General features: G+C 69.4%; 21 protein-coding genes. 14 read left to right on the forward strand and 7 right to left on the reverse strand.

All coding sequences use genetic code 11. The annotated features are described in order from the left end of the window. Nucleotides 1-138: 138 nt before the first annotated feature. Genes uca through QF035_RS41125 form a run of 3 tightly spaced genes read right to left on the reverse strand, consistent with a single transcriptional unit; the run spans nucleotide 139 to nucleotide 5,236 of the window. A complete protein-coding gene (uca, locus tag QF035_RS41115) occupies nucleotides 139-3,771 on the reverse strand; it encodes an urea carboxylase (protein WP_307526408.1) in 3,633 nt (1,210 codons plus the stop codon). A 29-nt stretch (nucleotides 3,772-3,800) separates the two neighbouring features. Continuing rightward, the gene (locus tag QF035_RS41120) at nucleotides 3,801-4,415 is read right to left on the reverse strand and encodes an urea amidolyase associated protein UAAP2 (protein ID WP_269646760.1); all 615 of its coding nucleotides are present in this window, start codon (nucleotides 4,413-4,415) and stop codon (nucleotides 3,801-3,803) included. Next, the gene (locus tag QF035_RS41125; RefSeq protein ID WP_307526411.1) at nucleotides 4,412-5,236 is read right to left on the reverse strand and encodes an urea amidolyase associated protein UAAP1; all 825 of its coding nucleotides are present in this window, start codon (nucleotides 5,234-5,236) and stop codon (nucleotides 4,412-4,414) included. The genes QF035_RS41120 and QF035_RS41125 overlap by 4 nt, the downstream gene beginning before the upstream one ends. Before the next feature lie 179 nt (nucleotides 5,237-5,415). Between QF035_RS41125 and QF035_RS41130 the strand changes: the two genes are divergently transcribed. The 6 genes from QF035_RS41130 to QF035_RS41155 all read left to right on the forward strand — a co-directional run bounded on the left by QF035_RS41130 (nucleotide 5,416) and on the right by QF035_RS41155 (nucleotide 11,026). Further along, on the forward strand, nucleotides 5,416-6,039 hold the full coding sequence (locus tag QF035_RS41130) for a TetR/AcrR family transcriptional regulator (protein ID WP_307526413.1): 624 nt from the start codon (nucleotides 5,416-5,418) through the stop codon (nucleotides 6,037-6,039). A 317-nt stretch (nucleotides 6,040-6,356) separates the two neighbouring features. Then, the gene (locus QF035_RS41135; protein ID WP_307526415.1) at nucleotides 6,357-7,994 is read left to right on the forward strand and encodes a sensor histidine kinase; all 1,638 of its coding nucleotides are present in this window, start codon (nucleotides 6,357-6,359) and stop codon (nucleotides 7,992-7,994) included. Next, a complete protein-coding gene (locus tag QF035_RS41140; protein WP_269653247.1) occupies nucleotides 7,991-8,398 on the forward strand; it encodes a roadblock/LC7 domain-containing protein in 408 nt (135 codons plus the stop codon). The genes QF035_RS41135 and QF035_RS41140 overlap by 4 nt, the downstream gene beginning before the upstream one ends. Further along, nucleotides 8,395-8,805, forward strand: coding sequence for a DUF742 domain-containing protein (locus QF035_RS41145; protein ID WP_307526417.1), 411 nt, complete (start codon nucleotides 8,395-8,397; stop codon nucleotides 8,803-8,805). Before QF035_RS41140 ends, QF035_RS41145 begins: the two co-directional genes overlap by 4 nt. After that, on the forward strand, nucleotides 8,786-9,406 hold the full coding sequence (locus tag QF035_RS41150) for a GTP-binding protein (RefSeq protein WP_307526419.1): 621 nt from the start codon (nucleotides 8,786-8,788) through the stop codon (nucleotides 9,404-9,406). Before QF035_RS41145 ends, QF035_RS41150 begins: the two co-directional genes overlap by 20 nt. Nucleotides 9,407-9,550: 144 nt before the next feature. After that, a complete protein-coding gene (locus QF035_RS41155) occupies nucleotides 9,551-11,026 on the forward strand; it encodes a cytochrome P450 (RefSeq protein WP_307526421.1) in 1,476 nt (491 codons plus the stop codon). Between the two features lie 18 nt (nucleotides 11,027-11,044). On the opposite strand, the gene QF035_RS41160 is transcribed toward QF035_RS41155, so the two are convergent. Beyond that, on the reverse strand, nucleotides 11,045-11,989 hold the full coding sequence (locus QF035_RS41160) for an RluA family pseudouridine synthase (protein WP_307526423.1): 945 nt from the start codon (nucleotides 11,987-11,989) through the stop codon (nucleotides 11,045-11,047). A gap of 748 nt (nucleotides 11,990-12,737) precedes the next feature. On the opposite strand from QF035_RS41160, the gene QF035_RS41170 reads away from it, so the two are divergent. Together QF035_RS41170 and QF035_RS41175 are read left to right on the forward strand one after the other, a co-directional pair. Beyond that, nucleotides 12,738-13,787, forward strand: coding sequence for a terpene synthase family protein (locus tag QF035_RS41170; RefSeq protein WP_307526425.1), 1,050 nt, complete (start codon nucleotides 12,738-12,740; stop codon nucleotides 13,785-13,787). A gap of 129 nt (nucleotides 13,788-13,916) precedes the next feature. Continuing rightward, complete coding sequence (locus QF035_RS41175) at nucleotides 13,917-15,260, forward strand: cytochrome P450 (protein ID WP_307526427.1); 1,344 nt, start codon at nucleotides 13,917-13,919, stop codon at nucleotides 15,258-15,260. A gap of 79 nt (nucleotides 15,261-15,339) precedes the next feature. Here the strand turns inward: QF035_RS41175 and QF035_RS41180 are convergent, their stop codons facing one another. Beyond that, nucleotides 15,340-16,902 (reverse strand): amino acid permease, encoded by a 1,563-nt coding sequence (locus QF035_RS41180; protein WP_307526429.1) that lies wholly within the window; start codon nucleotides 16,900-16,902, stop codon nucleotides 15,340-15,342. A 266-nt stretch (nucleotides 16,903-17,168) separates the two neighbouring features. Between QF035_RS41180 and QF035_RS41185 the strand changes: the two genes are divergently transcribed. The 3 genes from QF035_RS41185 (at nucleotide 17,169) to QF035_RS41195 (ending at nucleotide 19,826) form a co-directional block, all read left to right on the forward strand. Beyond that, on the forward strand, nucleotides 17,169-17,819 hold the full coding sequence (locus tag QF035_RS41185) for a PadR family transcriptional regulator (protein ID WP_307526431.1): 651 nt from the start codon (nucleotides 17,169-17,171) through the stop codon (nucleotides 17,817-17,819). Between the two features lie 199 nt (nucleotides 17,820-18,018). Further along, nucleotides 18,019-19,050: an ATP-binding cassette domain-containing protein gene (locus QF035_RS41190; RefSeq protein WP_307526433.1), complete on the forward strand. Its 1,032-nt coding sequence runs from the start codon at nucleotides 18,019-18,021 to the stop codon at nucleotides 19,048-19,050. Beyond that, on the forward strand, nucleotides 19,047-19,826 hold the full coding sequence (locus QF035_RS41195; RefSeq protein WP_307526435.1) for an ABC transporter permease: 780 nt from the start codon (nucleotides 19,047-19,049) through the stop codon (nucleotides 19,824-19,826). Before QF035_RS41190 ends, QF035_RS41195 begins: the two co-directional genes overlap by 4 nt. Nucleotides 19,827-19,928: 102 nt before the next feature. Here the strand turns inward: QF035_RS41195 and QF035_RS41200 are convergent, their stop codons facing one another. Both QF035_RS41200 and QF035_RS41205 read right to left on the reverse strand, forming a co-directional pair. Continuing rightward, complete coding sequence (locus QF035_RS41200; RefSeq protein ID WP_189839982.1) at nucleotides 19,929-20,771, reverse strand: siderophore-interacting protein; 843 nt, start codon at nucleotides 20,769-20,771, stop codon at nucleotides 19,929-19,931. A gap of 109 nt (nucleotides 20,772-20,880) precedes the next feature. Beyond that, entirely contained in the window at nucleotides 20,881-21,828 is a 948-nt protein-coding gene (locus tag QF035_RS41205) for a 5'-3' exonuclease (protein WP_307531802.1), read from the reverse strand. Nucleotides 21,829-22,106: 278 nt separating this feature from the next. On the opposite strand from QF035_RS41205, the gene QF035_RS41210 reads away from it, so the two are divergent. The 3 genes from QF035_RS41210 (at nucleotide 22,107) to QF035_RS41220 (ending at nucleotide 26,750) form a co-directional block, all read left to right on the forward strand. Further along, complete coding sequence (locus tag QF035_RS41210; protein ID WP_307526438.1) at nucleotides 22,107-23,195, forward strand: quaternary amine ABC transporter ATP-binding protein; 1,089 nt, start codon at nucleotides 22,107-22,109, stop codon at nucleotides 23,193-23,195. Further along, complete coding sequence (locus tag QF035_RS41215; RefSeq protein WP_307526439.1) at nucleotides 23,188-25,803, forward strand: ABC transporter permease/substrate binding protein; 2,616 nt, start codon at nucleotides 23,188-23,190, stop codon at nucleotides 25,801-25,803. Before QF035_RS41210 ends, QF035_RS41215 begins: the two co-directional genes overlap by 8 nt. Before the next feature lie 380 nt (nucleotides 25,804-26,183). Continuing rightward, entirely contained in the window at nucleotides 26,184-26,750 is a 567-nt protein-coding gene (locus tag QF035_RS41220; RefSeq protein WP_143635589.1) for a helix-turn-helix domain-containing protein, read from the forward strand. Nucleotide 26,751 lies beyond the last annotated feature (1 nt).

Genomic DNA, 26,751 nt, shown 5'->3' on the forward strand with positions numbered 1-26,751 from the left:
GTCCGTGCCCACCCGTTCCGCCCTGCGGAACGCCTGCCCACAGACGGGCGGGCTGGGCGCCCACAGACGGGCGGGGTGCCTGCGCACAGGCGGGCGGGCGGGGCGCCTGCAGGCAGACCCACGGTGCGGCGCAGGGGCTCAGGGCGGTGGTGGGCCCACCACCGCCAACGCCGTGCCCGCTTCCACCTGGTCGCCCGGTTTGGCCAGGAGGTCCAGGACCACTCCGTTCATGGGGGACGGGACTCGGGACTCCATCTTCATGGCCTCCAGGGCCAGCAGGGGCTGGCCCTGGATGACCGTGTCGCCCGGCTTGACGTTCAGCTGCCATACCGAGGCGGCGAACTCGGCCTCCACCAGGCGGGCGCCCGGGGGCACTGTCACCTGCACGGCGGCGGCCACCGGAGCCGACACCGCCTCCGCGCGGGTGAACTCGCCCGCCGCCTCCCAGGCGTCGCGCTCCGCGGAGAAGGCCGTGCCCTGTCGGGTGCGGAACTCCTCGATCGCGTCGGCGTTCTCGGCGAGGAAGGCCTCGTACGAGGCGAGGGAGAACGTGTCCTCCTCGATCCTCGGGACGAAACGGCCCGAGGTGATGTCGGAGCGCAGGTCCAGCAGTTCGTCCGCGTCCACCGGGTACCACTTGATGCGGTCGAAGAAGCGCAGCAGCCACGGCGAGCCCGGCTCGAACGCACCCCGCTGCTGCCACCCGGACCACACCTGCGTCGTACGGCCGACGAACTGGTAGCCGCCCGGCCCCTCCATCCCGTAGATGCACAGGTACGCCCCGCCGATGCCCACCGAGTTCTCGGCCGTCCAGGTGCGCGCCGGGTTGTACTTCGTGGTGACGAGCCGGTGCCGGGGGTCGAGCGGCGTGGCCACCGGCGCCCCCAGATAGACGTCTCCGAGGCCCAGGACCAGGTACTCGGCGTCGAAGACCGTCCGGTACACGTCCTCGACCGAGTCGAGACCGTTGACGCGGCGGATGAACTCGATGTTCCACGGGCACCAGGGCGCGTCGTCGCGCACGCCCGCCATGTAGCGGGCGATGGCCTCGCGGGTCGCCGGATCGTCCCAGGAGAGCGGGAGGTGCACGGTGCGCGACGGCACGACGAGCTGGTCGGCGGGTGGGAGCGAGGTGACGATCTCCCTTACCAGGGACAGGAGTTCGGGCTGCGGAAGCTCGTCCGGGTCCGTCTGGATCTGGAGCGAACGGATGCCGGGTGTGATGTCCGTGATCCCGGGCAGCCCGGCCGCCGACACCGCCTCCATCAGCGCGTGCACCCGCATCCGCAGCGCCAGGTCGAGCTGCATGGGCCCGAACTCGACGAGCAGGTTGTCGTCACCGCTGCGCCGGTACGTCACGTCGGCGTCCCGGGCCAGTACGCCGCCGTCGGCGATCTCCGCACGGTCCGCGACCGGTGCGGCAGCCGGGGTACGCCGCAGCCGCGCGGCCTCCGGCACGGTCACCGGCACGAACCGCACCGTGTCCCCGGGCCGCAGCTGCCCCAGTTTCCAGCGCTGCCCCTTCGCGATGGTCGCCGGGCACACGAACCCGCCGAGCGAGGGCCCGTCCGGGCCGAGCAGCACCGGCATGTCGCCGGTGTAGTCGACCGCGCCGACCGAGTAGGGCGTGTCATGGATGTTGGAGGGGTGCAGTCCCGCCTCTCCGCCGTCGGTACGCGCCCAGCGGGGCTTGGGCCCGACCAGCCGTACGCCCGTACGCGCCGAGTTGAAGTGCACCTTCCACTCGGCCGCGTAGAAGTCGCGGATGTCCTCCTCGGTGAAGAACTCCGGTGCGGCGTGCGGCCCTTCGAGCGCACCGACCCGCCACTCGGAAGCGAACACCGGCCGCTCGCCGACCGGAACGGGAACGGGAATCGGATCAGGAAGAGCAACCGGGGCCTGCTCGCCGGACGAAGACACCTCGGCGCCGCCGGTCACCGCGGCGCCCCCGTGCAGCACATCCCCCGTCCGCAACGCCCGCCCTCCGTGCCCGCCGAAGCGGCCCAGCGTGAACGTCGACGCGCTGCCCAGGAAGGCAGGCACGTCCAGGCCGCCGCCGGAGAGGAGTACGTACGTCCGCAGCCCGTGCTCCGAGGGTGCGCCCACCTCCAGCAGGCCGCCCGCGGGTACCGTCACCGGTTCCCACTGGGGGACCGCAGTCCCGTCGACCGTCACCGGCGCCGGAGCACCCGTGACGCACACGGTCGTCGGATGCGTGAACCTCAACGCCGGTCCCTGCAAGGTGCATTCGAGCCCGGGAGCGCCCTCGTCGTTGCCCAGCGCCCGGTTGCCGAGCCGGAACGACAGGTCGTCCATCGGCCCGCACGGAGGCACGCCCACCTGCCAGTAACCGGTCCGGCCCGGCCAGTCCTGGACAGTGGTCAGCGTCCCGCCGGAGACGACCTCGATCCGCGGCGTCGGGTCACTCACCGCGGCGAGGGTGGCCGTGGAGTGCGTGGCCGCCCGGAAGGCCGGGTCCGACAGCGCGGCCCGTACCAGGCCGAGGTTCGTCTCGATACCGTCCACCCGGGTCCTGGCCAGCGCCTCGTCCAGCCGCTCCAGCGCGTGCGCCCGGTCGGAGCCGTACGCGACGACCTTCGCGAGCATCGGGTCGTACGCTGTCGTGACTTCCGTCCCCGTCTCGATCCAGCCGTCCACCCGGACGCCCCGCGGGAACTCGACCCGGGTCAACAGGCCCGCGCTGGGCCGGTGTTCGCGCGTCGGGTCCTCGGCGTACACCCGCGCCTCGACGGCGTGACCGCGCGGTGCCCCGGGATCGCGTATGACATCGGAGTCGCCGCGGGCCAGCCGCAGCATCCACGCGACGAGGTCGACGCCGTAGATCTCCTCGGTGACCGGATGTTCCACCTGGAGCCGGGTGTTGACCTCCAGGAAGTACGCCTCCTCGCGGGCCGCGTCGTAGACGAACTCGACCGTGCCGGCGGAACGGTAGCCGACACTCGCGCACAAGTCCCGTGCTGAGGTGGCCAGTTGTTCGCGCACGTGGGAAGGCAGGCCGGGAGCCGGAGCCTCCTCCACGACCTTCTGGTTGCGGCGCTGGAGCGAGCAGTCGCGGTCGCCGAAGGTGACGACACGGCCCTCGCCGTCGCCGAACACCTGCACCTCGACGTGGCGGGCGTGCTCGACGAGGCGCTCCAGGAAGACCCCGGCAGAGGAGAAGGAGGCCGCGGCGACGCGCTGCACGCGCTCCCACGCGTCATGGAGTTCCTCCGCCGAGCGGCAGGCGGACATGCCGATGCCGCCTCCGCCGCCGGTCGCCTTGAGCATCACCGGGTAGCCGATGGACTCGGCCCGGCGCAGCGCCTCGTCGACGTCCGCGAGCAGGCCCGTCCCCGGCGCCAGCGGTACTCCGGCCGCCTCCGCGGCCGCCCGTGCCGTGTGCTTCGCCCCGAACAGCTCCAACTGCTCCGGCGTGGGCCCCACGAACACGATGCCCGCGTCCTGACAGCGGCGAGCGAACGCCGCGTCCTCGGAGAGGAAGCCGTAGCCCGGGTGGATCGCCCCGGCCCCGGTGTCCTTCGCCGCCCGCAGGACGAGATCCGCGTCGAGATACGACTCCTTGGCGGGCGCGGGCCCGAGCCGTACGGCCTCGTCGGCGAGCCGCACATGGGGTGCCGAGCGGTCGGCGTCGGAGTACACCGCGACCGTGCGCAGGCCCAACTCCCTTGCCGTACGGATGATCCGGACCGCGATCTCGCCCCGGTTGGCGACGAGGAGTGTGTCGAAGTCGGTCCCTCCGCCGCCGCTCATCCCTCCGCCGACACTCGCTCCTCCGCCGCTCATTCGGGAGCCCCGATCGTCATCTCCACCGCGGTCGGCTCGAAGCCGTTGCAAGGGTTGTTGATCTGGGGGCAGTTGGAGACCAGCACGAGCACGTCGCGCTCGGCACGCAGGGTCAGGGAGAGTCCCGGCGCCGAGATGCCGTCGACGATGCCGAGGGTGCCGTCCTTCTCGACCGGCACGTTCATGTACCAGTTGATGTTGGAGACCAGGTCGCGCTTGCCGAGGCCGTAACGGGCGCCCTCCGCAAGGAAGTTGTCCACGCAGGCGTGCTGGGACCAGGTGTGGTGCCCGTATCGCAGCGTGTTCGACTCCTTGGAGCAGGCGCCGCCGACCGTGTCGTGCCGGCCGACGTCGTCCGCGACGACCGTCATCAGCGGCGTGTGTTCGTTCGACATGAGCACACTGCCCGTGGTCAGGAAGATGTTCCCCTGCGCCTGGATCGTGTCGGGCGCGCTGTACCGCACGCTCGTGTCCCCGGCGTCGTACACGAGGAAGTCGACGGCCTGGTTGCCGTGCAGGTCGGTGATGGTGAGCGTGGCGCCCGCGCGGACGACGGCCGACCAGGCGGCCCGGGCCGCGACGGTGGTCCTCTGGACGGACTGCTCGCTCATGCGATCCCCCTCGCGGCAAGGAACTCGGCGGTGTTGAGGAAGGCGCGGTGGCCCTCGGGCGTGGCGTCCCACAGCGGATCGCCGGACCGGGTGGCCTCGGCGCGCCAGGCCAGTACCTCCAGCGGCGTGCTCGTGTAGGCCTCGCGGGGGTCGGCCGGGTGGGGCACATTGGCCAGCAGCACCGTGACGTCCTGCTCGGTGCGCAGCGTCACGCTCACCCCGGGACCGGCCGAACCGGTGAAGTCCAGGGAGCCGTCCTCGCGTACCTCCACGCCCTGGAAGAAGGACAGCGACGGCGGCAGATCGCGCGGCGCCAGCCCGTTCTTGGCCGCCGCCAGCTTGAACAGCTCACGTCCGGCGGGCGATTCGGACTGCGGTGTCCCGTCCCCGTACCGCTCCGTGTTCCGTACGAGACCGGAGCTGCCGCACAGCGCGTCGTGCCGCCCGGAGGTGTCGGTGATCACCGAGGCGAGGACGCGGCCCTGCTCGGAGAGGAGCAACTGGCCCTCGCCGAGGTAGGCGTTCCACTGCACCTTCACCGTGTCGGCCACGTTCAGGCGCTCCCACGGCCGGTCGGCGGCGAAGAGGAGCAGATGGGCGCAGGCGTCGCCCTTCAGGTCGGTCAGCCGCAGCTCCGTGCCGCGCGCCAGCACCTTGTGCGTGTAGTTGCCGCCCGCCACCGTCTCCGCCCACACGAGGTGGCCCGCCTCGCACGGCGGCGCGGGCCAGGCACTCGCCGGGACGACGGGCATGGCCTCGGCTCGGGTGCCCTCCTGGGCGCGGGCGTGCGCGCGGGCTCCGTAAGTGGTCGCTGTCGCCATCGCGGGACCTCCGGCTCGGCAGTGGTCGGTCATGGGTGCGGTCGAGCGGGTGCTCGTATTTCTGTCGCCCGACAGAAATTAGGAGCCGAGCGGGTCGCCGCCATTGCCCGCGGGTTGCGGCCCCGTTACCGATCCCTCACCGAGATCGCCTGGTGGGGCGGTGTGCGAGGATCGAACGCATGGGTTCCAGTCGACGACCAGTGGGCAGGCCGCGCGCCGAGCAGCGGCCGGACAGCGGCCTCTCGCCGCGCGACGAGCTGCTCGCCGCCGCCGCGGAGCTGTTCACGACGCGGGGGTACGCGGCCACGACCACCCGGGCCGTCGCCGAGCGGGCGGGCATGCGCCAGGCGTCCATGTACCACTACGTGTCCGGCAAGGAGGAGCTCCTCGCCGCGCTCCTGGAGTCCACCGTCACGCCCTCGCTGGCCTTCGCCCGGCAGCTCCTCGCCGAGCACGACGCCCCTGCCGCGGACCGCCTCTGGGATCTGTGCCGCACCGACGTCGAGCTGCTCTGCGGCGGCTCGCACAACCTCGGCGGGCTCTATCTGCTGCCCGAGGTCCACTCGCAGCGCTTCGCCGGCTTCCATGCCGTACGGGCCGAACTCAAGGACGCCTACCGGCAGTTGCTCGCCGCGACCGAGGCGGGCGGCGCGCTCGCCAAGAGCGAGCTCGACCTTCGCACCGATCTGCTCTTCGGTCTCATCGAAGGGGTGATCCTCGTGCACCGCTCCGATCCCGAGCGGCCCGTCTCGGCCTTCGCGGAAGCCACCGCGGACGCGGCCCTGCGCATCGCCGGAATCTGAGCCGGAAGCCGGCTCCGGGCACTGTCTCACCCCTTCTGATGAGGGGTTTTCGTATGCCCGTACGTCGTTACGCACCGTGTGCGAATGACGTCGCTGCGTGTAAATGGGGCAGAGCGTACTCCTGTCGCGAGGGCGATTTCAGGTGCTTGCTGAATATGACACGGCGATGATCCGGTCGGACTAAGCTCGCCCGCAGCGCACCGAGTTGGGGTGTATTCGTGCGCTTGTTCCAAAAGATACCGAAGATCCAGTTTGATTCGCAGATAAACCCCCAGCAACTTCCCCGACCTTCAGCCGATTTGTCTCAGAGGGCATACATGGTGAGTGTTCAATCGCCTCCCGGTGGCCGTGAACTTCCCTACGCGCGCGTGCTGCTGCTGCCGGCGATACTGATGGCCGCGGTGACCGGGACCGGTGTCGCCCTGGTGACGGGGTCGGCCCGGATCGCCGTCGGCTTGTGCGGAGCAGGCGCGACGCTCCTGGTGATCGCGGTCGCGGCCGTCGCGGTGCGCCGCGGCCGTATGGTCCGTGACCTGCGTGCCGAGCACGCTCGGAGGACCGCCTGCCTGGAGCAGCGGATCGCTGCCCACGACCAGGAGTTCACCCGGCTGGGCACGGAGATCCTGCCCGCCGCGCTGTACCGCCTGCGCGGCGGAGAATCCCCCGACGAGGTGATTCGCAACGAAATCGACGGTGACCCCGAGCGGCGCGAACTCCCCAAGTCGCAGCGCGCCTTGGTGCACATGGTGCTCGACATCGTCGACCGCGAGGAGGCACTGCGCGACTCCTCGCAGCGGTCCTTCGTCAACATCGCCCGGCGTGTCCAGGCGATCGTCCACCAGCAGAACAAGGAACTCCGGGAGATGGAGGAGGACCACGGGCGCAACCCCGAGGTCTTCGACGACCTCCTGCGCATCGACCACGGCACCGCGCTGATCGGCCGCCTCGCCGACTCCATCGCCGTCCTCGGCGGCAGCCGCCCCGGACGTGTGTGGCCCAAGCCCGTGCCGCTGTACAGCGTGCTGCGTGGCGCGATGTCCCGCATCCTGGACTACCGACGCATCGAGCTGCACTCGATCGCCAAGGCCAACGTCAACGGCGTCTCCGTCGAACCGGTCATCCACGCCTGCGCCGAGCTCCTCGACAACGCGACGCGCTACTCGCCGCCGCACACCAAGGTGCACGTCACCGCCGTCGAGGTGCAGACCGGCATCGCCATCGAGATCGAGGACGGCGGCGTCAGCCTCAGCGAGGAGTCCCGCGCCAAGGTCGAGGACATGCTCGCCAAGGCCCAGGCAAGCGTCGACCTTCAGGAACTCGGCGACAGTCCGCGTCTCGGCCTCGCCGTCGTCGGCCGTCTGTCGACGATGTACAAGATGCACATCGCGCTCCGGCAGTCCGCGTACGGCGGGGTCCGCGCCGTGATCGTCGTACCGCGCGACATGCTCAGCATCGAGCCCGCTCCCGGGCTGGCCCACGGCATCGGCGCAGCCGCCGTACCCACCATGGACACCGGTGGTGTCGAGGGTCCCAACCGCAAGCCCAAACGCCGTCGCCCGACCACCGGACCGCGGGTCCCGAGCTCCGCGGAGGAGATGGACCCGGGCATGGAGGACGACGTCCCCGTCGTCACCGAGTGGACGCCGAACGGCCTGCCGCAGCGCCGCAGCCGGATGAAGACCCCGCTCAGCCAGCGCATGGCCGAGGCCGCCGCCGCGGAGGCCGCGGCCGAGGCCGCCATGGCCGCCGCGCCCGTGTGGCAGCCCGAGCCCGAACCGGCGAAGGAACTGCCCCCGCCCGGCATGTGGGTCGAGGCGTTCATGGCCGGCCTCAAGCGCGACCCGGACCCGAACGCCTTCACCCGGAACCCGAACGACCCGACGGCGTCCACCGCTTCCACCGTGAACAACGAGCCGGCCCGCACCGACGCCGACGACGAGGGAGATCTCAAGTGATCCAGCAGCGAGCCAATTTCGACTGGATGCTCAAGGATCTGGCCGACGGCGTACCCGGCATCCAGCAGATCGTCGTGCTCTCCGCCGACGGCCTGCGGATCGCCCGCTACGGCGGCGACCCGGACACCGCCGACCGCGTCGCCGCGGCCTGCGCGGGACTGCAGAGCCTGGCCGGGGCCGTCGCCGGCGAGATCCCGCAGAGCGACGGCCAGATGCGGATGGTCATCATCGAGATCAACGGCGGCTACTTCTACCTGATGGCCGCGGGGTCCAACGCCTATCTCGCGGTGCTCGCCAACGAGAGCGCGGAGCCCGGGCTGATGAGCAACCGCATGCGCGACCTCGTCGACCGGATCGGCTCCCATCTCACCAGTCCGCCGCGGCGGAACGGGCAGACCGTATGACGCCTCCGCAACGCCGGCGGCGCAAACCCAAGCAGGAGCCACCTCCCCCGCCGGCCGTGGAAGGGCCCCAGGAGAGTGCGGGGGACCGCCCACCCGAGCGGCTCTACATCCTCACCGGCGAGGACTGCGAGCGGGCCCCCATCGACCTCGTCACGTTAATCGTGGCGCGCGCCGATCCGCCGCACTCCGCCGCACCGGAGCAGTCGGCGCTGCTCCGGATCTGCCAGGCCCCGCTGTCCGTGGCCGAGATCTCGGCTTATCTCAACCTGCCGATCAGCGTGGTGACCGTCCTGCTCACCGAGCTGCTGACGGCCGAACTCGTACAGGCGCGCGCACCGGTCGTCAGGCAGGCGCGGGCCGACCGTTCCCTCCTCGAAGCGGTGATGCATGGACTTCAAAAACTCTGACACCATCACGGGTCCACGGGCCGAGGACCACCTGCCGCGCACCGCGCAGGCCGCCGTGAAGATCGTGATCGTGGGCGGTTTCGGCGTCGGCAAGACGACCATGGTGGGCTCCGTCAGCGAGATCAAGCCGCTGACGACCGAGGAGACCATGACGCAGGCCGGCATCGGAGTCGACGACAACTTCGGCTCCAAGTCCAAGACGGCCACCACCGTGGCCATGGACTTCGGCCGCATCAGCGTCACGGACGAGCTGGTGCTCTACCTGTTCGGCACCCCCGGCCAGGAGCGCTTCTGGTTCCTGTGGAACGGCCTGTTCGAGGGCGCGCTCGGCGCGGTCGTCCTGATCGACACCCGCCGGCTGGAGGTCAGCTTCGACGTCATGGGACGCCTGGAGGAGCGCGGCGTGCCGTTCGTCGTCGCGGTCAACGACTTCCCGGACGCGCCCCGGTACGCCGTCGAGGAGCTGCGCCAGGCGCTCGACCTGGCCGAGGAGATCCCGATCATCCGCTGTGACGTGCGGCGCCGGGCCTCCAGCCGGGACGTCCTGATGACCCTCATGCGCTTCCTGCACTCCCTGACGATGACGGGGGCGTCGACATGAGCCCGGTACCGGTTCCACCGGTTCCCTGAACCTCACGCTGTACGAGTCCCCAGGGCCGGGAGCCGTGTCGTCCCGCACGGAGTCCCCTCCCGGTTTTCACCAACTCCCCAGACACCGGATCCACTTCAGCTCGGAGCGACCATCGTGACGCCTGAATCCCACTCCCTGACCGGTACGGACGACCCCTCGCTCGGTCCGCCCCCCGGTTGTCCCGCCCACGGCAAGGGCCCCGGCGGCCTGCGTCGGCTGTACGGCCCCGAGGCGGAGGACCTGGGAGCCGTGTACGAGAAACTCCGCGCCGAACACGGCGCGGTGGCCCCCGCGTTGCTCCACGAGGACGTGCCGATCTGGGTGGTGCTCGGCCACGGCGAGAACATGCACATGGTGCGCACCCCTTCGCAGTACAGCCGTGACACCCGGTTGTGGACCGCCCTGCAGGACGGCACGGTCAAGCCGGATCACCCGCTCATGCCGATCATCGCCTGGCAGCCCATCTGCTGCCACGCCGAGGGCGACGAGCACCTGCGGCTGCGCGGAGCGGTCACCAGCGCCATGTCGACCATCGACCACCGGGGCATCCGCCGTCACATCAACCGCGCGACCCAGCACCTCGTCAACAAGTTCTGCGAGGAGGGCAGGGCCGACCTGGTCGCCCAGTTCGCCGAGCACCTGCCGATGGCGGTGATGTGCGAGATCTTCGGCATGCCCGACGAGTACAACGACCGGATCGTGCACGCCGCCCGCGACATGCTCAAAGGCACCGAGACCGCCATCGCCAGCAACGCGTACATCATGGACGTACTGACGCGGCTCACCGTCCGCCGCCGGGCCGAACCCAAGGGGGACTTCACCAGCCGGCTGATCAACGACCCGGCGGAGCTCAACGACGAGGAGGTCGCCCAGCACCTGCGCGTCGTCCTGATCGTCGCGTACGAGGCGACCGCCAACCTCCTCGCCAACGTACTGCGGGTCGTGCTCACCGACCCGGGGTTCCGCGCCCAGCTCAACGGCGGCCAGATGACGGTGCCCCAGGCGGTCGAGCAGTCCCTGTGGGACGAGCCGCCGTTCAGCGCCGTCCTCCCCTACGTCGCCAAGCAGGAGACGGAGCTGGGTGGCCGGCGCATCCGCAAGGGCGACGGCCTCATCCTCGGTATGGAGCCGGGCAACGTCGACCCGCGCGTCCGTCCCGACCTCAAGGCCAACATGCAGGGCAACCGCTCCCACCTCGCCTTCAGCGGTGGTCCCCACGAGTGCCCGGGCCAGGACATCGGCCGGGCCATCGCCGACGTCGGCGTCGACGCGTTGCTGACCCGCCTTCCGGACGTCCAACTCGACTGCGAAGAGCACGAGTTGCGCTGGCGGGCGTCCATCATGAACCGGCACCTGGTGGAACTGCCGGTGAGGTTCGCGCCCAAGCCCCAGCAGGACGTCATGGCGCGGCCCGCGTACGCCGTGCCGTCACAGAATCCCAGCAACTGGCAGGTCGGCAGGCCAGGGCCGCAGACGGCGGCTCCGGAGCCCGCGGCTCCGGCCACTGCCCAGACGCCGACGCCAACGCCCGAACCGGCCCCCCGGCCGGGCGTGTTCCGGCGCCTCCAGCGCTGGTGGCGCGGCATGTGAGCCGACCGGGCGCCGGGGCTACCCGGCCCATTCGTCGTACGACGACCAGGCCCGCAGCACGCGCGGGCTGACGAACCGGTGCTCGCGCCCCGTGACCGGATCGGTGAACTCCAGTACCCGCGCCAGCAGTTGGAGCGGACGCCGGAAGTCACCGTCCGCCACGGGGGCGGTCACCACCGGATAGAGGGGATCGCCGAGGATCGGCACCCCCAACGCGCTCATGTGCACCCGGAGTTGGTGCGTCTGCCCGGTGCGGGGTCTCAGCCGGTAGCGGGCCAGACCGTCGTCCCGCTGTTCCAGCAACTCCACGGCGCTGACGGCATTGGGCTCGCCCTCGACCTCGCGCGCCGCCATGACCCCACGCTCCTTCACGATCCGGCTGCGCACGGTGCGCGGCAGAGCGAGCGCCGGATCGTACGGGGCGACGGCCTCGTACTCCTTGGTGACGAGCCGGTCGCGGAACAGCGACTGGTACGCGCCGCGCTCCGCGGGGCGCACGGTGAACAGCACCAGACCCGCGGTCAGCCGGTCCAGACGGTGGGCGGCGCCCAGCGTGGGCAGGCCCAGCTCCCGGCGCAGCCGCGCGAGCGCGGTCTCCGCGACATGACTGCCGCGCGGCGTCGTGGCCAGGAAATGCGGCTTGTCGGCGACGACCACGTGCTCGTCGCGGTACAGGACGTCCAGCGCGAACGGCACCGGCACCTCGTACGGCAACTCCCGGTGGAACCACACGAACATGCCCGGCACGTACGCCATGTCGCGCGGCACGGCACGCCCGGCGGCGTCCACGATCAGCCCTGCGTCCAGCATCGCGTCGATCACGCCCGCCTCGGCCGCGAGCCGCTCCACCAGGTGATCACGCACGGTCGCCCACGCCTCCCCCGGCGGCAGCTTCACCCGCACTGGATCGACCCCGCCACGCTGTGGCAGGGGGGAGGGAGGGACCGGGCTTCTGCGTCTCATCACGATCAAGCGTACGAGGGAGCGCCGACAACGGGGCCTGAGCCGGTCCCGACCCTGTTCTCGCGGATCGAGTCGGAGGGCGAGGCGCGCGGTGGACCGACGGGTGGCAGCGCCGAACTCGCCTACCGGCCCGCGCCGTGGCCTGGGGCGTCACTCCGCGCGCGACGGCGATCCTGACTCGCCGGTGCCTCGACGAGATCGGCTTCCACCGCCTCGGACTACTCCACGCCGTCCCCGGCGAGGCGTCCTACCGGGTGGCCACGAAGACCGGCTTCGTTCCGCACAGGACACCAAATGCGCTCAACTCGCCCTCCACCGACGTCCCGAGCGGCGTTATGACAGTCGGAGTCAACAGAAGGGGGCGTGCGCATCCTGATCGGGCGACCGTCCAGATGTGAGTGCAACATGTTCACGTCTGGATCAAAGACGGCCACTTCCGGTCTGGACGCAACTGCGATGTGATAGATGCTGTACCGCCGAAGGCGGCACGTCCTGCTCGCGCCATCGTGGAAGGGGAGCCCGTGCCGCCACCCGTCCTGGCCCCTCCCGCCGCGGCCGCCACTGCCTCGGCCCTCTTGGAGCACGCCCCTGAGTGGGCACGCCAACAGCGCAGACGGAGATGTCCTCCCAGGACCTCGTGAGCACCGATCGGCCACCGACTCCTCGGCTTCTCGCTGCGCGAGCGGGCAGCCTGTCCCACGCCTCACCCGCCTTGGCGAACTCCGGCGCCACAGACATGGAGGACTCAATGCTCGCCATGATCCCGACGTACGCGGAGCCCACCCCCCCGGCTGAAAGCCCATACGCTGAGCGGATCGAGGAGTATGTCCGCTCACTCGGAAAGCGCCTCGGACTGGCAGAGACACGGGCCGGTCGGGAGCGACTGGAAGCAGGCTACGGGAAATTTGTTGCCTGGACCTATCCGGAAGCCTCGTTCGAGGATCTCTGCCTCTGTGCGGAATGGCTTTTCGTCACCTTCATCCTGGACGACTTGCACACGTTGAAGGTCTACGACAATCCCGAGGCCTGGGCTCCGGTCCACCGACGCCTGATGGGAATCATCGACACCGGGAAGGACCCTGCCCCCGTGCGGGAGCAAACTCCTTTCACCGAGGCGCTCACGGATCTGTCCATCCGTACCGGCCAAAGGCTCTCACCGGCGCTTCGCGGACGACTGAACCGGCATCTGGATCTATTCTTCCAGGGATTCACCGAAGAATCCCGGAACCGGTTCCGCGGCACTCCGCCCGGGATTGAAAGCTTCACCCAGACCAGGCGATTGTCGGTGGGAATGGAGTTCGGATTCGATCTGGTCGAACTCAGCCAGGGCACGGAGGTGCCTGAAAGCGTCTACGATTCATCCTTGTTCAGGGAGATCATCGACGCTGCGAGCGATGTGGTCGCCTGGCAGAATGACCTGCATTCGGTTCGTCTGGATGACATACGTGGAGACTTCCACAACGTTGTCATCGTCATGCGGCATTCCAGCGGGATCTCGCTGCAGGAAGCCATCCGCTTGGCCGTTGCCAAGGTCCAGGGGCGAATCGCCGACTTCCTGGCCGCCGAAGAGCAGCTCCGGCCCTTTCTGAAGAGCCGCGGTGTGCCGCCCGCCATCCGTGACGAGATCCTGAAGGTCACAGCCGGAATGCGGCAGTGGACGAATGGATGCCTGCATTGGTACGGGAACACCACCCGCTATGCACTCCCCACCGCCTCGGACGAGTCGGACCAACAGCATGCCCACCTGGAGGCGATGCTCCCGAGCCAGGATCTTGCGTACCGGCACAGTTACGGGTGATCGGCAAGGAATACGCCCCGGCTTCCTGATGCCGGCCTGCATGATGCTCCCGCCCCGGCGAGGCGACCAACAGCGGCTCGGGGCACCGGCTCGCCAACATCCTGGATCGACAAGAAGGGCCAACACGCCATGGCAAAGGACCTTGAGGGAATCACGCGGGCTCCGGGGGCACTGCCGGTCGTCGGGCATCTGTTTCCCCTGATCCGTGACCCACTGCGTTTCCTGAAAACCCTTCCCTCGTATGGTGATCTGGTACAGATACGGCTGGGTCCGCAGACGGCCGTCGTGGTCTGCCGGCCCGAGCTCGTCCAGGAAGTTCTCCTGCACGACCGCACGTACGACAAGGGCGGACCCCTCATCGAGCGGATCGGGAACGCGCTCGGGGACGGCCTTGCCGCGTGCCCGCACAGCGCCCATCGGCGGCAGCGACGCACCTTGCAGCCGGCCTTCTCCCGCTCCTGCCTGCGCGAATACGCCGCCATCATGACCCAGCAGATCGACACGCTGGCCATCGACTGGGGCGACGGCCAGCCCATCGATGTGGCCGAGCAGATGTACACGTTCGCGAGTGACACCATCGCTCGGACACTGTTCACGGCTGAATCCGCGGCACCGGCCATAGACACCGTCAAGGAATGTCTGCCGGGTATCTTCCGCGGTATTTACCAGCAGGCCGTCTTCCCGCCTCTGCTGAACCGTCTGCCGCTCCCCTCGAACGTGCGCTACGAGCGGGCTCGCAACCGGGCATGGGCCGCGGTCAGCAAGACCATCAGCTCGTACCGGCAGGACGACGAGAACCACGGCGATGTGCTGTCGATGCTCCTCAAGACGCAGGACGACGCAGGAAACGGGCTCGGCGACACCGAGATCCACGCTCAGATCATGACCCTGCTCGTCGCCGGCATCGAATCCACCGCGGTGGCTCTCACCTGGGCTGTGCATCTCCTGTGCCAATACCCCGATGTGCAGGAGCGGTTGCGCGCCGAGACAGCCAAGGTCCTCGGCACCCGAACCGCCACCTGGGACGATCTTCCCCAGCTCGATCTGGCACGCCGGGTCATCACGGAGACGCTGCGCATCTACCCTCCCGGCTGGATTCTGACTCGAACGGCCGCCACCGAGACCCGGCTGGCGGACGCCCTGATCCCCGCCGAGACCACCCTCATCTACAGCCCGTATCTCATCCACCACGATGCACGATTCAATCCGCGCCCGAGCGATTTCGATCCCGACCGGTGGCTTCCTGAGCAGAAACACGTGCGCGGTGCATTCATTCCGTTCGGCGGAGGTGCGCGCAAGTGCATCGGTGACAACTACGCGATGACCTTGGCGACGCTCGCCCTGTCCACGATCGTGGCCCAGTGGCGCCTCTCGAGTGTCGACCATCAGCCGCCGCACATCGAACCGCGTATGACCCTGACGCCTCACGGGGTCCAGGTCCGGGCGGAGTGCATGCAGACAGTGCCTGACTGACGGCGGATTACCGGCCTCTGCCAGGTTGGCTCGATCGGCCGGCCCGGAGAAGCGGGCTCCGGGCCGGAAACGACGGCGATCAGTTGGACTCTGCGGGCACTGCCGGCGGTACTTCCTGCTTCGCAGTGTGCCCTCGATGTGCCCCCAGCCACCGGTACAGGCAGCCCAGTCCCACCGTGACCAGCAAGAACAAGACCGTGAACCACTGGAAGTACCAGTGCCCGCCCGCCGGGTCGTACACCTCGGCCCGGGGCCAGGCCAGGTTGACCGTCATGAACAGGCCGTAGAGGAGGGCCAGCGCGTTGACGGGGATGCCCCAGCGGCCGAGGGAGAAGAGCGGGCGGCCCGTCTCGTCGGTGCCCTCGACCGTGAAGTCGCCGCGCAACCGTCGCCACAACAGGGGGCCGGTGACCATCGCGTACGCGAGGTAGAGCATCACGATGCAGGTGGTGCCGATGGCCAGGAAGGCCTCCGGCGAGGCGAAGTTGAGGAGCAGCAGGGCCGCGGCGAGGACACCGACGACCAGGGCGGGGGCGCTCGGCATACCGGTGCGCGGGTTGACCTTCGCGAGGCGCCCGGAGAAGGGCATCTGGCCGTCGCGGGCCATGGAGAACAGCATCCGGCAGGCCGACGTCTGGATGGCGAGGGTCGCGACCGCGATGGCGACGACCACGTCCACGAGCAGGGCCCGGCCCACGCCGTCGCCCAGGCTGCTGGTGAGGACGTAACTCAGGCCCTCGACGCCGAGCCGGCCGTCGGTGAGGCTGGGCGCGGCGAGCAGACCGCCGAGGATGATCAGGCCGCCGAGCAGGCCCGCGGCACCGAGCGCGGTGAGGATCGTGCGGGGCGCGGTGCGCCGGGGGTGGTGCGTCTCCTCGCTCATCTCGCCCGCGCTGTCGAAGCCGATCATCACGTACGCCGCCGTGAACGACCCCACGAGGAGTGCCCCGACCAGGCCCGACCCGGCGGCCGTGCCGGTGTGGAAGGTGATGCCCGGGGTGCGCTCGGAGTGGGTGAACAGGAGCACGATGATCAGGGCGGCGCCGATGATCTCGGCGGTCACACCGATGCGGTTGATCAGGGACATCACCCGGTTGTCGATGACGTTCACGAACGTCGTCAGGACCAGCAGGAGCACGCCCAGGACCGCCGCGTTGGCCGCGCCGCTCGCCGATGTGGGCGCCGGGTCGTCGCCGATCAGCTGGAAGCCGGACCAGATCGCGGGCATGACCACCTGCAGCGCGAGCGCCGCGGCGGCGACCACCACGATCTGTCCGATCACCATGATCCAGCCGGCGAACCAGCCGAAGGTGAGGTTGGAGAGCCGGGACGACCACTGGTAGATGGCGCCGGAGATCGGGTAACGCGCGGCCAGTTCGGCGAAACACGCGGCGACCAGCAACTGGCCGATCAGCACGGCGGGCCAGGCCCAGAAGAAGACGGGACCGCCGAACGCGTACCCGAAGGCGAAGAACTGGAAGACGGTCGTCAGGACGGAGATGAAGGAGAAACCGGCGGCGAACGAGGCGTACCGGCCCAGGCTGCGGTGCAGCTCCTGGCGGTAGCCGAACTCCGCGAGGGAGCGGTCGCCGGACGACTCCGGCGGATCGGGGCGTACGTCGGAGGGGGCGGTGGTGGTCACGGCGGCGGCACCTGCCTTCGGCGCAGGGGAGCGGGATCCTGGCGGCGACTTGCGGAACTCCGCGGCGGAATTCCTGTCGGGTGACAGAAATTAGGGAGAGCCTGTTTCGCCCGCGTGACGCGGCCATGTCGAGGCCGGGCCTAAGTCCTCACGCCCTTGCATCGCACCCTGAATCGCGATACATCGTGTGTATTGACGTTCGCCGTAGAGACGCGATATGTTCGGCCACGGATATTCGGGTACGAGGATATTGGTGGGTGATCCCGGTGGCGACCAGACGCCGCAAGCTCGGCAACCCCCTGGCGCTGGCCGTCATGGTGCTTCTCACCGAGCGGCCGATGCATCCGTACGAGATCGCCCAGACCCTGCGCAGCCGCGGCAAGGACACGAGCCTGAAGATCAACTACGGCTCGCTCTACACGGTCGTGCAGAACCTGGAGAAGTACGGATTCGTCGAGGTCGCCGAGGTGCAGCGGCAGGGCAACCGCCCCGAGCGCACCCTCTACGGCATCACGGACGCCGGGCGCGAGGAGGCGACGGAGTGGCTGTCGGACCTGCTCTCCGTCCCGGCACGTGAGTTCCCGATCTTCGAGGCCGCCCTCTCGCTGATGGCGGTGATCCACCCCGACGAGGTGGCGCGTCTGCTGACCGAGCGGCTCAAGGTGCTGGAAGTGCAGGCGGCCAGTGCTCGCGGCGGCCTCACGAAGCTGTACGAGACGCTGCCGCGGATCTTCCTCGTCGAGAGCGAGTACCAGCTGCACATGGTCGAGGCGCAGGCCGAGTGGGTCCGCGGATTTCTGCGGGAGCTCCGGTCCGGCGCGCTCGACGGGATCAAGGAGTGGCGGAGCTTCCACGAGACCGGGGAAGTGCCGCCGGAGTTCGAGGAGTTGGAGGCCCGCCACTTCGACAAGGAGTGAATCACTTCGACAAGGAGTGAGGCAGGAACAAGAAGAACAGACCCCGGCAGAGCTGTTGCACCAGCTCCGCCAGGGTCTCGAACCCCGAGCCGACTCCGCGGTGAGGCAGGCCAGGCGATCGAGGTGCGGCACACCCAGGATAGCCCGGCGCTCTTCACGCGGATCAGCCGTCATCCGCTCACCCAGGAGAGCAGTCGTCATGAGCACCCGTGCGCCCGCAGTGCAGGCGCGTCAGCTGATCAAGACCTACCCCGGTGATGTCACCGCCCTCAGCGGCATGGACCTCACCGTCGAGGCAGGCACCGTCTTCGGACTCCTCGGCCCGAACGGCGCCGGCAAGTCCACCACCGTCAAGATCCTCACCACCCTCGCCCGCCCCGACTCGGGCACCGCCACGGTCGCGGGCCACGACGTCCTGCGCCACCCGGACCGGGTGCGCCGCGCGATCGGCGTGGTCGCCCAGAAGTCCGGCGCCGACCCGGTGGCCACCGGCCGCGAGAACCTCCAACTCCAGGGCAGGCTCTACGGATTGAAGGGCGCGGACCTCCGCCGGCGGGTGGACGAGCTGCTGGCCCGCTTCCATCTCGCGGACGCGGCCGGCCGTCAGGTCAAGGGCTACTCCGGAGGCATGCAGCGCCGTCTCGACGTCGCTCTCGGCCTCGTCCACCGGCCCGAGGTCCTCTTCCTCGACGAGCCGACGACAGGCCTCGACCCGGAGGCGCGCACCGCGATGTGGGACGAGATCGCCCGCCTCGCAGGCGACGAGGGTCTGACCATCCTGCTCACCACGCACTACCTCGAAGAGGCCGACCGCCTCGCCGGGCACATCGCGATCGTCGACCGCGGCCGTGTCGTCGTCGAGGGCACCCCGGATGCCCTCAAGGGCGAACTCCGCGGCGACGCCGTCCATGTGGAACTGCGCCACCCGGTCGGCGAGGCCGGCCGTACGCTCCTGACGGGCACCCTCACCGCCCTGCCCGGCGTGTACGAGGCACTCCTCGACGGACGCCGCATCAGCGTCCGCGCCGAGGACGGGGCCGCGGCCGTGCCCGCCCTGCTCGCCGCCCTGGAACGCGCCGGGGTCGCCGTCAGCGCCGCCACCGTCGCCCGCCCGTCGCTCGACGACGTCTATCTGCGCTACGCGGGCCGCCGTTACTCCGAAGCCGAGGCCGCGGCAGCGGTCACGGCCGGGGGAACCGACGACCTCGCCCTCACGGGAGGCACCCGATGAGCACCGACGCCCTCACCCAGACCTGGTACATGACACAGCGCCAACTGACCGCGGTACTGCGCCAGCCCGCGTACGTCGTGATGATGCTGATCCAGCCCGCGATCTGGCTCTTCCTGTTCGGCAACCTCTTCAAGGAGGTCGTCGAGCTCGGCGGCTTCGGCACGACCAGCTATCTCGACTACCTCGTCCCGGGCATCGTCGTGATGAGCGCGCTCAGCTCCAACATGTGGGCGGGCATGGGCACATTGGAGGAGATCGAGCGCGGCACGCTCAACCGGTTCCTGACCACTCCGGTCGGCCGCGGCGCCCTGATGAACGCCAACGTCGTGCAGCAGGCGCTCACCACGGCCGTGCAGTCCTTGCTGATCATCCTGCTCGGCAAGCTCGGCGGCGCGGACTATCCCGGCGGGGCCGCGGGCCTGCTCGTGCTCGTCGTCGCGGCCTCACTTCTCGGCACGGTCTTCGGCGCGTTCTCGAACGCGCTCGGCATGCTGGTGCGCCAGCGGGAGTCGATCATCGGCATCAACACCTTCCTGCTGCTGCCGCTGACCTTCCTCTCCTCCGCCTTCATGGCCCCGTCCCGGATGCCCGGCTGGATGCGCACCATCGCCGACTACAACCCACTCAACTGGGCGATGGTGGCAGGCCGTTCGGCAATGTCGGACAACCCGGACTGGAGCGGCGTACTGACGAGGGGCGGCGCACTCCTGGCCCTGGCGGTAACAGCGGTCTGGCTGTCGATCCGCACGTTCAGGTCGTACCAGCGCTCGGTATAGCCCCTTGGGGGGGCGCTCTGTAGCCGCGCCCCTTCAGGGGCGCGGGGAACTGCGCGACAAGCCACAACGAACCCGCAGACGACAACGAACCCGGGGCAGAACCTAGGCAACCGGCGGAGCCTCCTGCTCCGCCTCAACCTGCGCGTTCCAGTCCCGCTTCGCGGCCTGCCACCCGTCCTCGTTGTGCCCCAGCCGCCAGTACCCGGAGATCGACAGATCCTCACGGGCGACCTCGTGCTCGACACGGAGCAGCCGACGAAGCTCCTTCACGAACGCGGCCTCACCGTGCACGAACGCGTGCACCCGGCCCTCGGGGAACGAAAGGCCCCGCACGGCCTCGACCAGCGCCTCACCGATCGGCCGGTCGCCGCGGTGGAGCCAGACGACCTCCACGTCGGAGTCGATCTTCTGCTCCTCCTCGGGCCCCGAGACCTCCACGAAGGCGTGCACCCGCGCACCGTCGGGCATCGCCTCCAGCGAGGCGGCGATCGCGGGCAGTGCGCTCTCGTCACCGGCCAGCAGATGCCAGTCCGCCTCGGCGTCGGGGGCGTACGCCCCGCCGGGGCCGAGGAACCGGACGATCTCGCCGGCCTGGACGCGTGTTGCCCACGGCCCGGCGAGACCCTCGTCGCCGTGGATCACGAAGTCGAGTGTCAGCTCGTGCAGTTCGGGGTCCCAGGCGCGCACCGTGTACGTGCGCGTCACGGGCCACTGGTCGCGCGGGAACTCCTCGCGGATCCGGGCGATGTCGAAGGGCTCCGGATAGGTCACGCCCTCGGCCCCGAACAGCAGCTTGACGTAGTGGTCGGTGCTCGTGCCCGCGGTGAATTCGGCGAGGCCGTCGCCGCCGAGGACCACGCGCTGCATATGCGGCGTGAGTCGCTCCGTGCGGATCACGCTCGCGGCGTGGGGCTTGGGGGCCCTCCGTGCCGGACGCTCTGCCATGACAGCCTCCCGAAGTTCGCTTAGGCTTACCTAAGTTAGCACCTCACCGCCCACTGGCGCCCCCTTCTTGAGAACCCGATTACCGTTCCGTGGGAATCGAATTGCTGCTTCACCTGTGGAGTGTCGTCAGCAGGCGCGCCAGCGAACCACCCAGGCCCCAGCGTGTCGCGAGCTCCTCCAGAGCTGCCGGATCGCGCGGCGTGTGGGGCAGCGCGGTGGTCACGTCCGGCAAGGGTACGTCTCCGGCCACCTGCACGACCTTGGGTGCGACGGCGACGTACGGCCGGGACTCGTCGAGACGCTTGCGCTGGGACGGTGTGAGTTTGGCCTTCGGGTCGTCGACCGCCGCCATGATCCCGGCCAGGTCGCCGAACTCGGCCAGCAGCTTGGCGGCCGTCTTCTCGCCGATGCCCGGCACGCCCGGCAGGCCGTCGCTCGGGTCGCCGCGCAGCAGCGCCAGATCCGCGTACCCCGCGCCGTCGACGCCGTACTTCTCGCGCAGCCAGGCCTCGTCCGTGAGCTGGAGCATGCCGACGCCCTTGAGCGGGTACAGCACGCGCACCTCCCGCTTGTCGTCGACCAGTTGGTACAGGTCGCGGTCGCCGGTGACGATGTCGACCGGGCCCGTGGCGCGGCCGGCGAATGTCCCGATCACGTCGTCCGCCTCGTACCCCTCGACGCCCACGCGTGCGATGCCCAGCGCGTCCAGGACCGCCTCGATGACCGGCACCTGGGGCGAGAGCGTGTCGGGCACCTCCTCCTCGTCCGGGCCGGTCTCGGTCTCCTGGGCGACGCGATGCGCCTTGTAGGAGGGGATCAGGTCGACCCGCCACTGGGGCCGCCAGTCCGCGTCCATGCACGCGACCAGGTCGTCCGGGCGATGGTCCTTCACCAGCCGGTCGATGAATTCGAGCAGGCCCCGCACGGCGTTCACCGGTGTGCCGTCCGGGGCCCGCACGGAATCCGGGACCCCGAAATAGGCCCGGAAGTACAGGGAGGCGGTGTCGAGGAGCATGGTTCGCCGGGGCTGCTGCGTCTGCTGCGTCACGCCTCGCATCATGCCGTACGCCACTGACAGTCACCGGTAGTCACCAGTCGGCGCGGAGAGTGGACGAAAGCGAGTGCCCGCACTGTCCGGGTGTAAACGCCTTGTGAACTGGGACACGGTCGCGTTTGCGCCATCCGGGCGGGGGCAGGCGTCGATCCGGAGCGAACCCGGTCGCATTTTCAACCACATCTGACATATGCGCACCGGACGAGCGGGCGGAACCCGCGTCGCTCCACGGCCCGCCGGCGGGGGAGGCGGGCCGTCTTCGTTCGACCCGAGAGGTACTTGTGTCATCAAGGCTGCAGGCGGAACAGCTCTACAAAGTGTTCGGCAGACGACCCGGCGAGGCGGTCGAGCGACTGCGCGGGGGAGCCGACCGTGAGGAACTGCGTGCCGACGGCACCACGGCCGCGGTGATCGACGCGTCGTTCACGGTCGAACCGGGCGAGATATTCGTCGTCATGGGCCTGTCGGGATCCGGCAAGTCCACCTTGCTGCGCATGCTCAACGGACTCCTGGAGCCGACCGCGGGACGCGTGGTCTTCGACGGGCAGGATCTGACCGCGCTCAACGACCGTGAGATGCGCGAGGTCCGCTCCAAGAAGGTCAGCATGGTCTTCCAGCACTTCGCGCTCTTCCCGCACCGCAGCGTCCTGGAGAACGCCGCGTACGGCCTGGAGGTGCAGGGCGTGCCGCGCGCCGAGCGCGAGGAGCGGGCCACCAAGGCCCTGGTGCTGGCCGGCCTCGCCGGCTGGGAGACGTCCTGGCCCGACGAGCTGTCCGGCGGTATGCAGCAGCGCGTGGGCCTCGCCCGGGCGCTCGCCACCGACGCCGACCTGCTGCTGATGGACGAGTCCTTCAGCGCGCTCGACCCGCTGATCCGCCGCGACATGCAGGACCAGCTGATCGAGCTGCAGAAGAAGCTCAAGAAGACCATCGTCTTCATCACCCACGACCTGAACGAGGCCATGCGCCTGGGCGACCGCATCGCCGTCATGCGCGACGGCCGCATCGTCCAGATCGGCACCGCCGAGGACATCCTCGTCCGCCCCGCGAACGACTACGTCGCCTCCTTCACCAAGGACGTCGACCGCTCCCGGGTCCTCACAGCGTCCTCCGTCATGGACACGGAGCTGCGCGGCGACGAGGCCGACTGCGGCTGTGAGACCGCCAGGCCCGACTCGTCGTTCGGCGAGCTGTGCGCCATCAGCGCGCGGCTGACGCACGCCGTGGCGGTCGTCGACAAGAAGGGCAAGCTGCTCGGTGTCGTTCCCCGGCAGCGGCTCGTCGGCTTCCTCGGCGACGAACAGGGCGAACCCGTGCCCTGCGACACACCGCGCGACAAGACCGTCAAGGCGGTGAAGGCCGGTGCCTAGGATCCCCTTCGGCGACTGGGTCAACGACACGGTCGACTGGCTGCTCAACCACATGGCGTGGCTCTTCGACTTCCTGAAGACCGTCTTCCAGGGCACCTACGACGTCATCAACGACGTCCTGCAGGCGCCCGAACCCCTTCTCCTCGCGGGCATCTTCGCGGTCATCGCCTTCTGGCTGCGCGGCACGTCCGCCGGTGTCCTCGCCTTCGTGGGATTCGCCTTCATCGACTCCCTCGAACTGTGGGAGAACGCGATGGTGACCCTGTCGCTGGTCCTCGTGGCGACGATCATCGCGCTCGTCATATCCGTGCCCGTCGGCATCTGGGCGGCACGCTCGGACCGCGTCAGCGGCATCGTCCGCCCCGTGCTCGACCTCATGCAGACGATGCCCGCGATGATCTACCTCATCCCGGCGATCCTGTTCTTCGGCACCGGCGGACCCGCGGGCATCGTGGCCACCCTGATCTTCGCCCTGGCACCCGGCGTCCGTATGACGGAACTGGGCATCCGCCAGGTCGACAAGGAACTGGTCGAGGCCGCCGACGCGTTCGGCACCACCCCCCGCAACATCCTGCTGCGCGTCCAGCTGCCGCTGGCGCTGCCCACCGTCATGGCCGGTGTCAACCAGGTCATCATGCTGGGCCTGTCCATGGCCGCCATCGCCGGCATGGTCGGCACCGGCGGCCTCGGCGGCGACGTCAACGAGGCGATCGGCCAGCTCAACGTCGGCCTCGGCGCCGAGGCGGGCATAGCCATCGTCATCCTCGCCATCTACCTGGACCGCATGACCAGCGCCCTGGGCACCCAGGTCTCGCCGCTCGGCCGCCGCACCGCCGCCAAGCTGCGTGCCGCACAGGGCCTGAAGATCTGGTCCTACCGGCCTCAGCCCTCCGTGGCCGTCATCGGCGTCGTCGTGCTCGCGCTCGTCGCGGGCGGCATGGGCATCTTCGGCTCCAGCGACAGCGAGCCCACCGCGTCCGACGGCGGGAACGTCGGCCAGGGCAAGAAGGTCAGCATCGGCTACATCCCCTGGGACGAGGGCGTCGCCTCCACCTTCCTCTGGAAGGAGATCCTGGAGCAGCGCGGCTTCGAGGTCGAGACCAAGCAGTTCGACGCAGGCCCGCTCTACACCTCGCTCGCCCAGGGGGACATCGACTTCCAGACCGACTCCTGGCTGCCGACCACCCACGAGCAGTACTGGAAGAAGTACGGCAAGCAGCTCGACGACCTGGGCTCCTGGTACGGCCCGACGTCCCTGGAGCTGAGCGTGCCCGCCTACATGAAGGGCATCGACTCCCTGGAGGACCTCAAGGGCAAGGCGGGCGAGTTCGACGGCAAGATCACCGGCATCGAGTCCAGCGCCGGAATGATGGGCCTGCTCAAGACCAAGGTCCTCAAGGAGTACGGGCTCGACAAGGAGTACAAGGTCGTCGACAGCTCCACGCCCGCCATGCTGGCCGAGCTGAAGCGCGCGTACGCCAAGAAGGAGCCGTTCGTCGGCACGCTCTGGTCGCCGCACTGGGCGTACAGCGAGTACAAGCTGAAGAAGCTCAAGGACCCCAAGGTCGCCTGGGGCAAGGGCGACGGCGTGCACACGCTCTCCCGCAAGGGCTTCGCCCAGGACAATCCGGTCGTCGCCAAGTGGCTCAAGAGCTTCAAGATGACCGAGAAGCAGCTCACCAGCCTTGAGGCGGACATCAACAAGGCCGGCAAGGGCAAGCAGCAGGACGCCGTGCGCACCTGGCTGAAGAGCAACCCCGGTGTCGTCGACAAGCTGGCCCCGGTCGAGAAGTCCTCCTCCGGCACCCCGGCCGAGGCGAAGCGCACGGTCGACGTCGCCTGGTTCCCCTGGGACGAGGACGTCGCCGTCACCTACCTGTGGAAGGACGTCCTGGCCCGTCGCGGCTACAAGCTGAACCTGAAGCAGATGGACGTCGGCCCGGTCTACACCGGTCTGGCCACCGGCGACATCGATCTCAACTTCGACGCCTGGCTGCCGTACGCGCAGGCGAACTACTGGGACAAGCACAAGAACAACCTGCGGGACCTCGGCACCTGGTACGAGCCGACCTCCCTGGAGATCGCGGTGCCCTCGTACGTGAAGGACGTCAAGTCCCTCGCCGACCTCAAGGGCAAGGGCGATCTCTTCAACGGGAAGATCATCGGCATCGAACCGGGCACCGGCGAGATGAACCTCGCCAAGACGAAGGTCCTGCCCGGCTACGGCCTGGACAAGGAGTACGAGATCGTCGACGGCTCCACGCCCGCGATGCTGGCCGAGCTGAAGCGCGCGTACGCCAAGAAGGAGCCCGTCGCCGTCACGCTCTGGTCGCCGCACTGGGCCTACAGCGAGTACGAGCTGACGAAGCTCGCGGACCCGAAGAAGACGTTCGGCGAGGGCAACACGATCCGGACCATCTCCAGCAAGAAGTTCCCGGAGCAGTACCCGCAGCTCACGAAGTGGATCAAGAACTTCAAGATGAGCGAGGACGAGCTCGGCAGCCTGGAGAGCGAGATCAAGGACCGCGGCCAGGGCCAGGAGGAGGAAGCCGTCTCCGCGTGGCTGAAGGAGCACCCGGACATGGTGGAACGGATGACTCCGCAGTAGAGACACGTCTCCAGTAGGGGCCTCCGCGAGGGGTGGGCAGCGCCGTACGGCGCTGCCCACCCCTCGCGGCGTTACCTGTGCATACGACCCGGGCAAGGGCCCCGCCGCCTTTCCGGCACTGTCCCCGCCCCCCAACAACCGCGCCGGCTCTCCCACCGGCGCGAACCGTGGCGGTCGGTCACGCGATCGGTGCGGCGATGTTTACCGCGATGTGACGGGCGCATGAAACGGTTTGCCGAACACCCGTAGGGTGCAGACAAGACATCAGGAACTCGCGAGAAATTGGCGTGTACGTACAACGAACGTGCCGCCACCGCACCGCATCACACGCACGCATGCACCGAGCAGCGCACCGACGACGCACAGGGGGGGCCGAGGCGATGGACGAAAACAAGGAGACCCTTCGAGTGGGCGCGGCCGTCAGGCGGCGGCGCCGGGCACTGGAGCTCACCCTCGCCGTCGTCGCCGAGCGCAGCGGCCTGTCGGTGCCGTTCCTGAGCCAGGTCGAGAACGAGCGGGCGCGGCCCAGCATGCGTTCCCTCCAGCGGGTCGCGGACGCCCTGCACACCACGTGTGTCGAACTCCTCGCCGCCGCCGACCCGGCGCGCAGCGTCGACGTGGTGCGCGCGGACGACTCCGAGTTCACCCACGAGCCCCGAGTGCGCCCCCTGGTGCGCGGTCACCACCAGTTGCACGCCATGGAGTTCTCCGGCGACCACGACGCCGGCCGCGAATTCCAGCACCGCAACGACGAGTTGATGTACGTGGCCGACGGCGCCGTCGAGGTCGAGGCCGAGGGCCGGGCGTACCGACTGGGCCGCGGCGACACGCTGCACCTGACGGGCGGCGTACGGCACCGGTGGCGGGCGACCGACGCGGACACACGCGTGCTCATCGTCGCGGTCGCGGACCACATCGAGGCCGTGGAGGACGATCCACGCCGATGAC

Source organism: Streptomyces umbrinus (assembly GCF_030817415.1).
GTDB lineage: Bacteria > Actinomycetota > Actinomycetes > Streptomycetales > Streptomycetaceae > Streptomyces > Streptomyces umbrinus_A.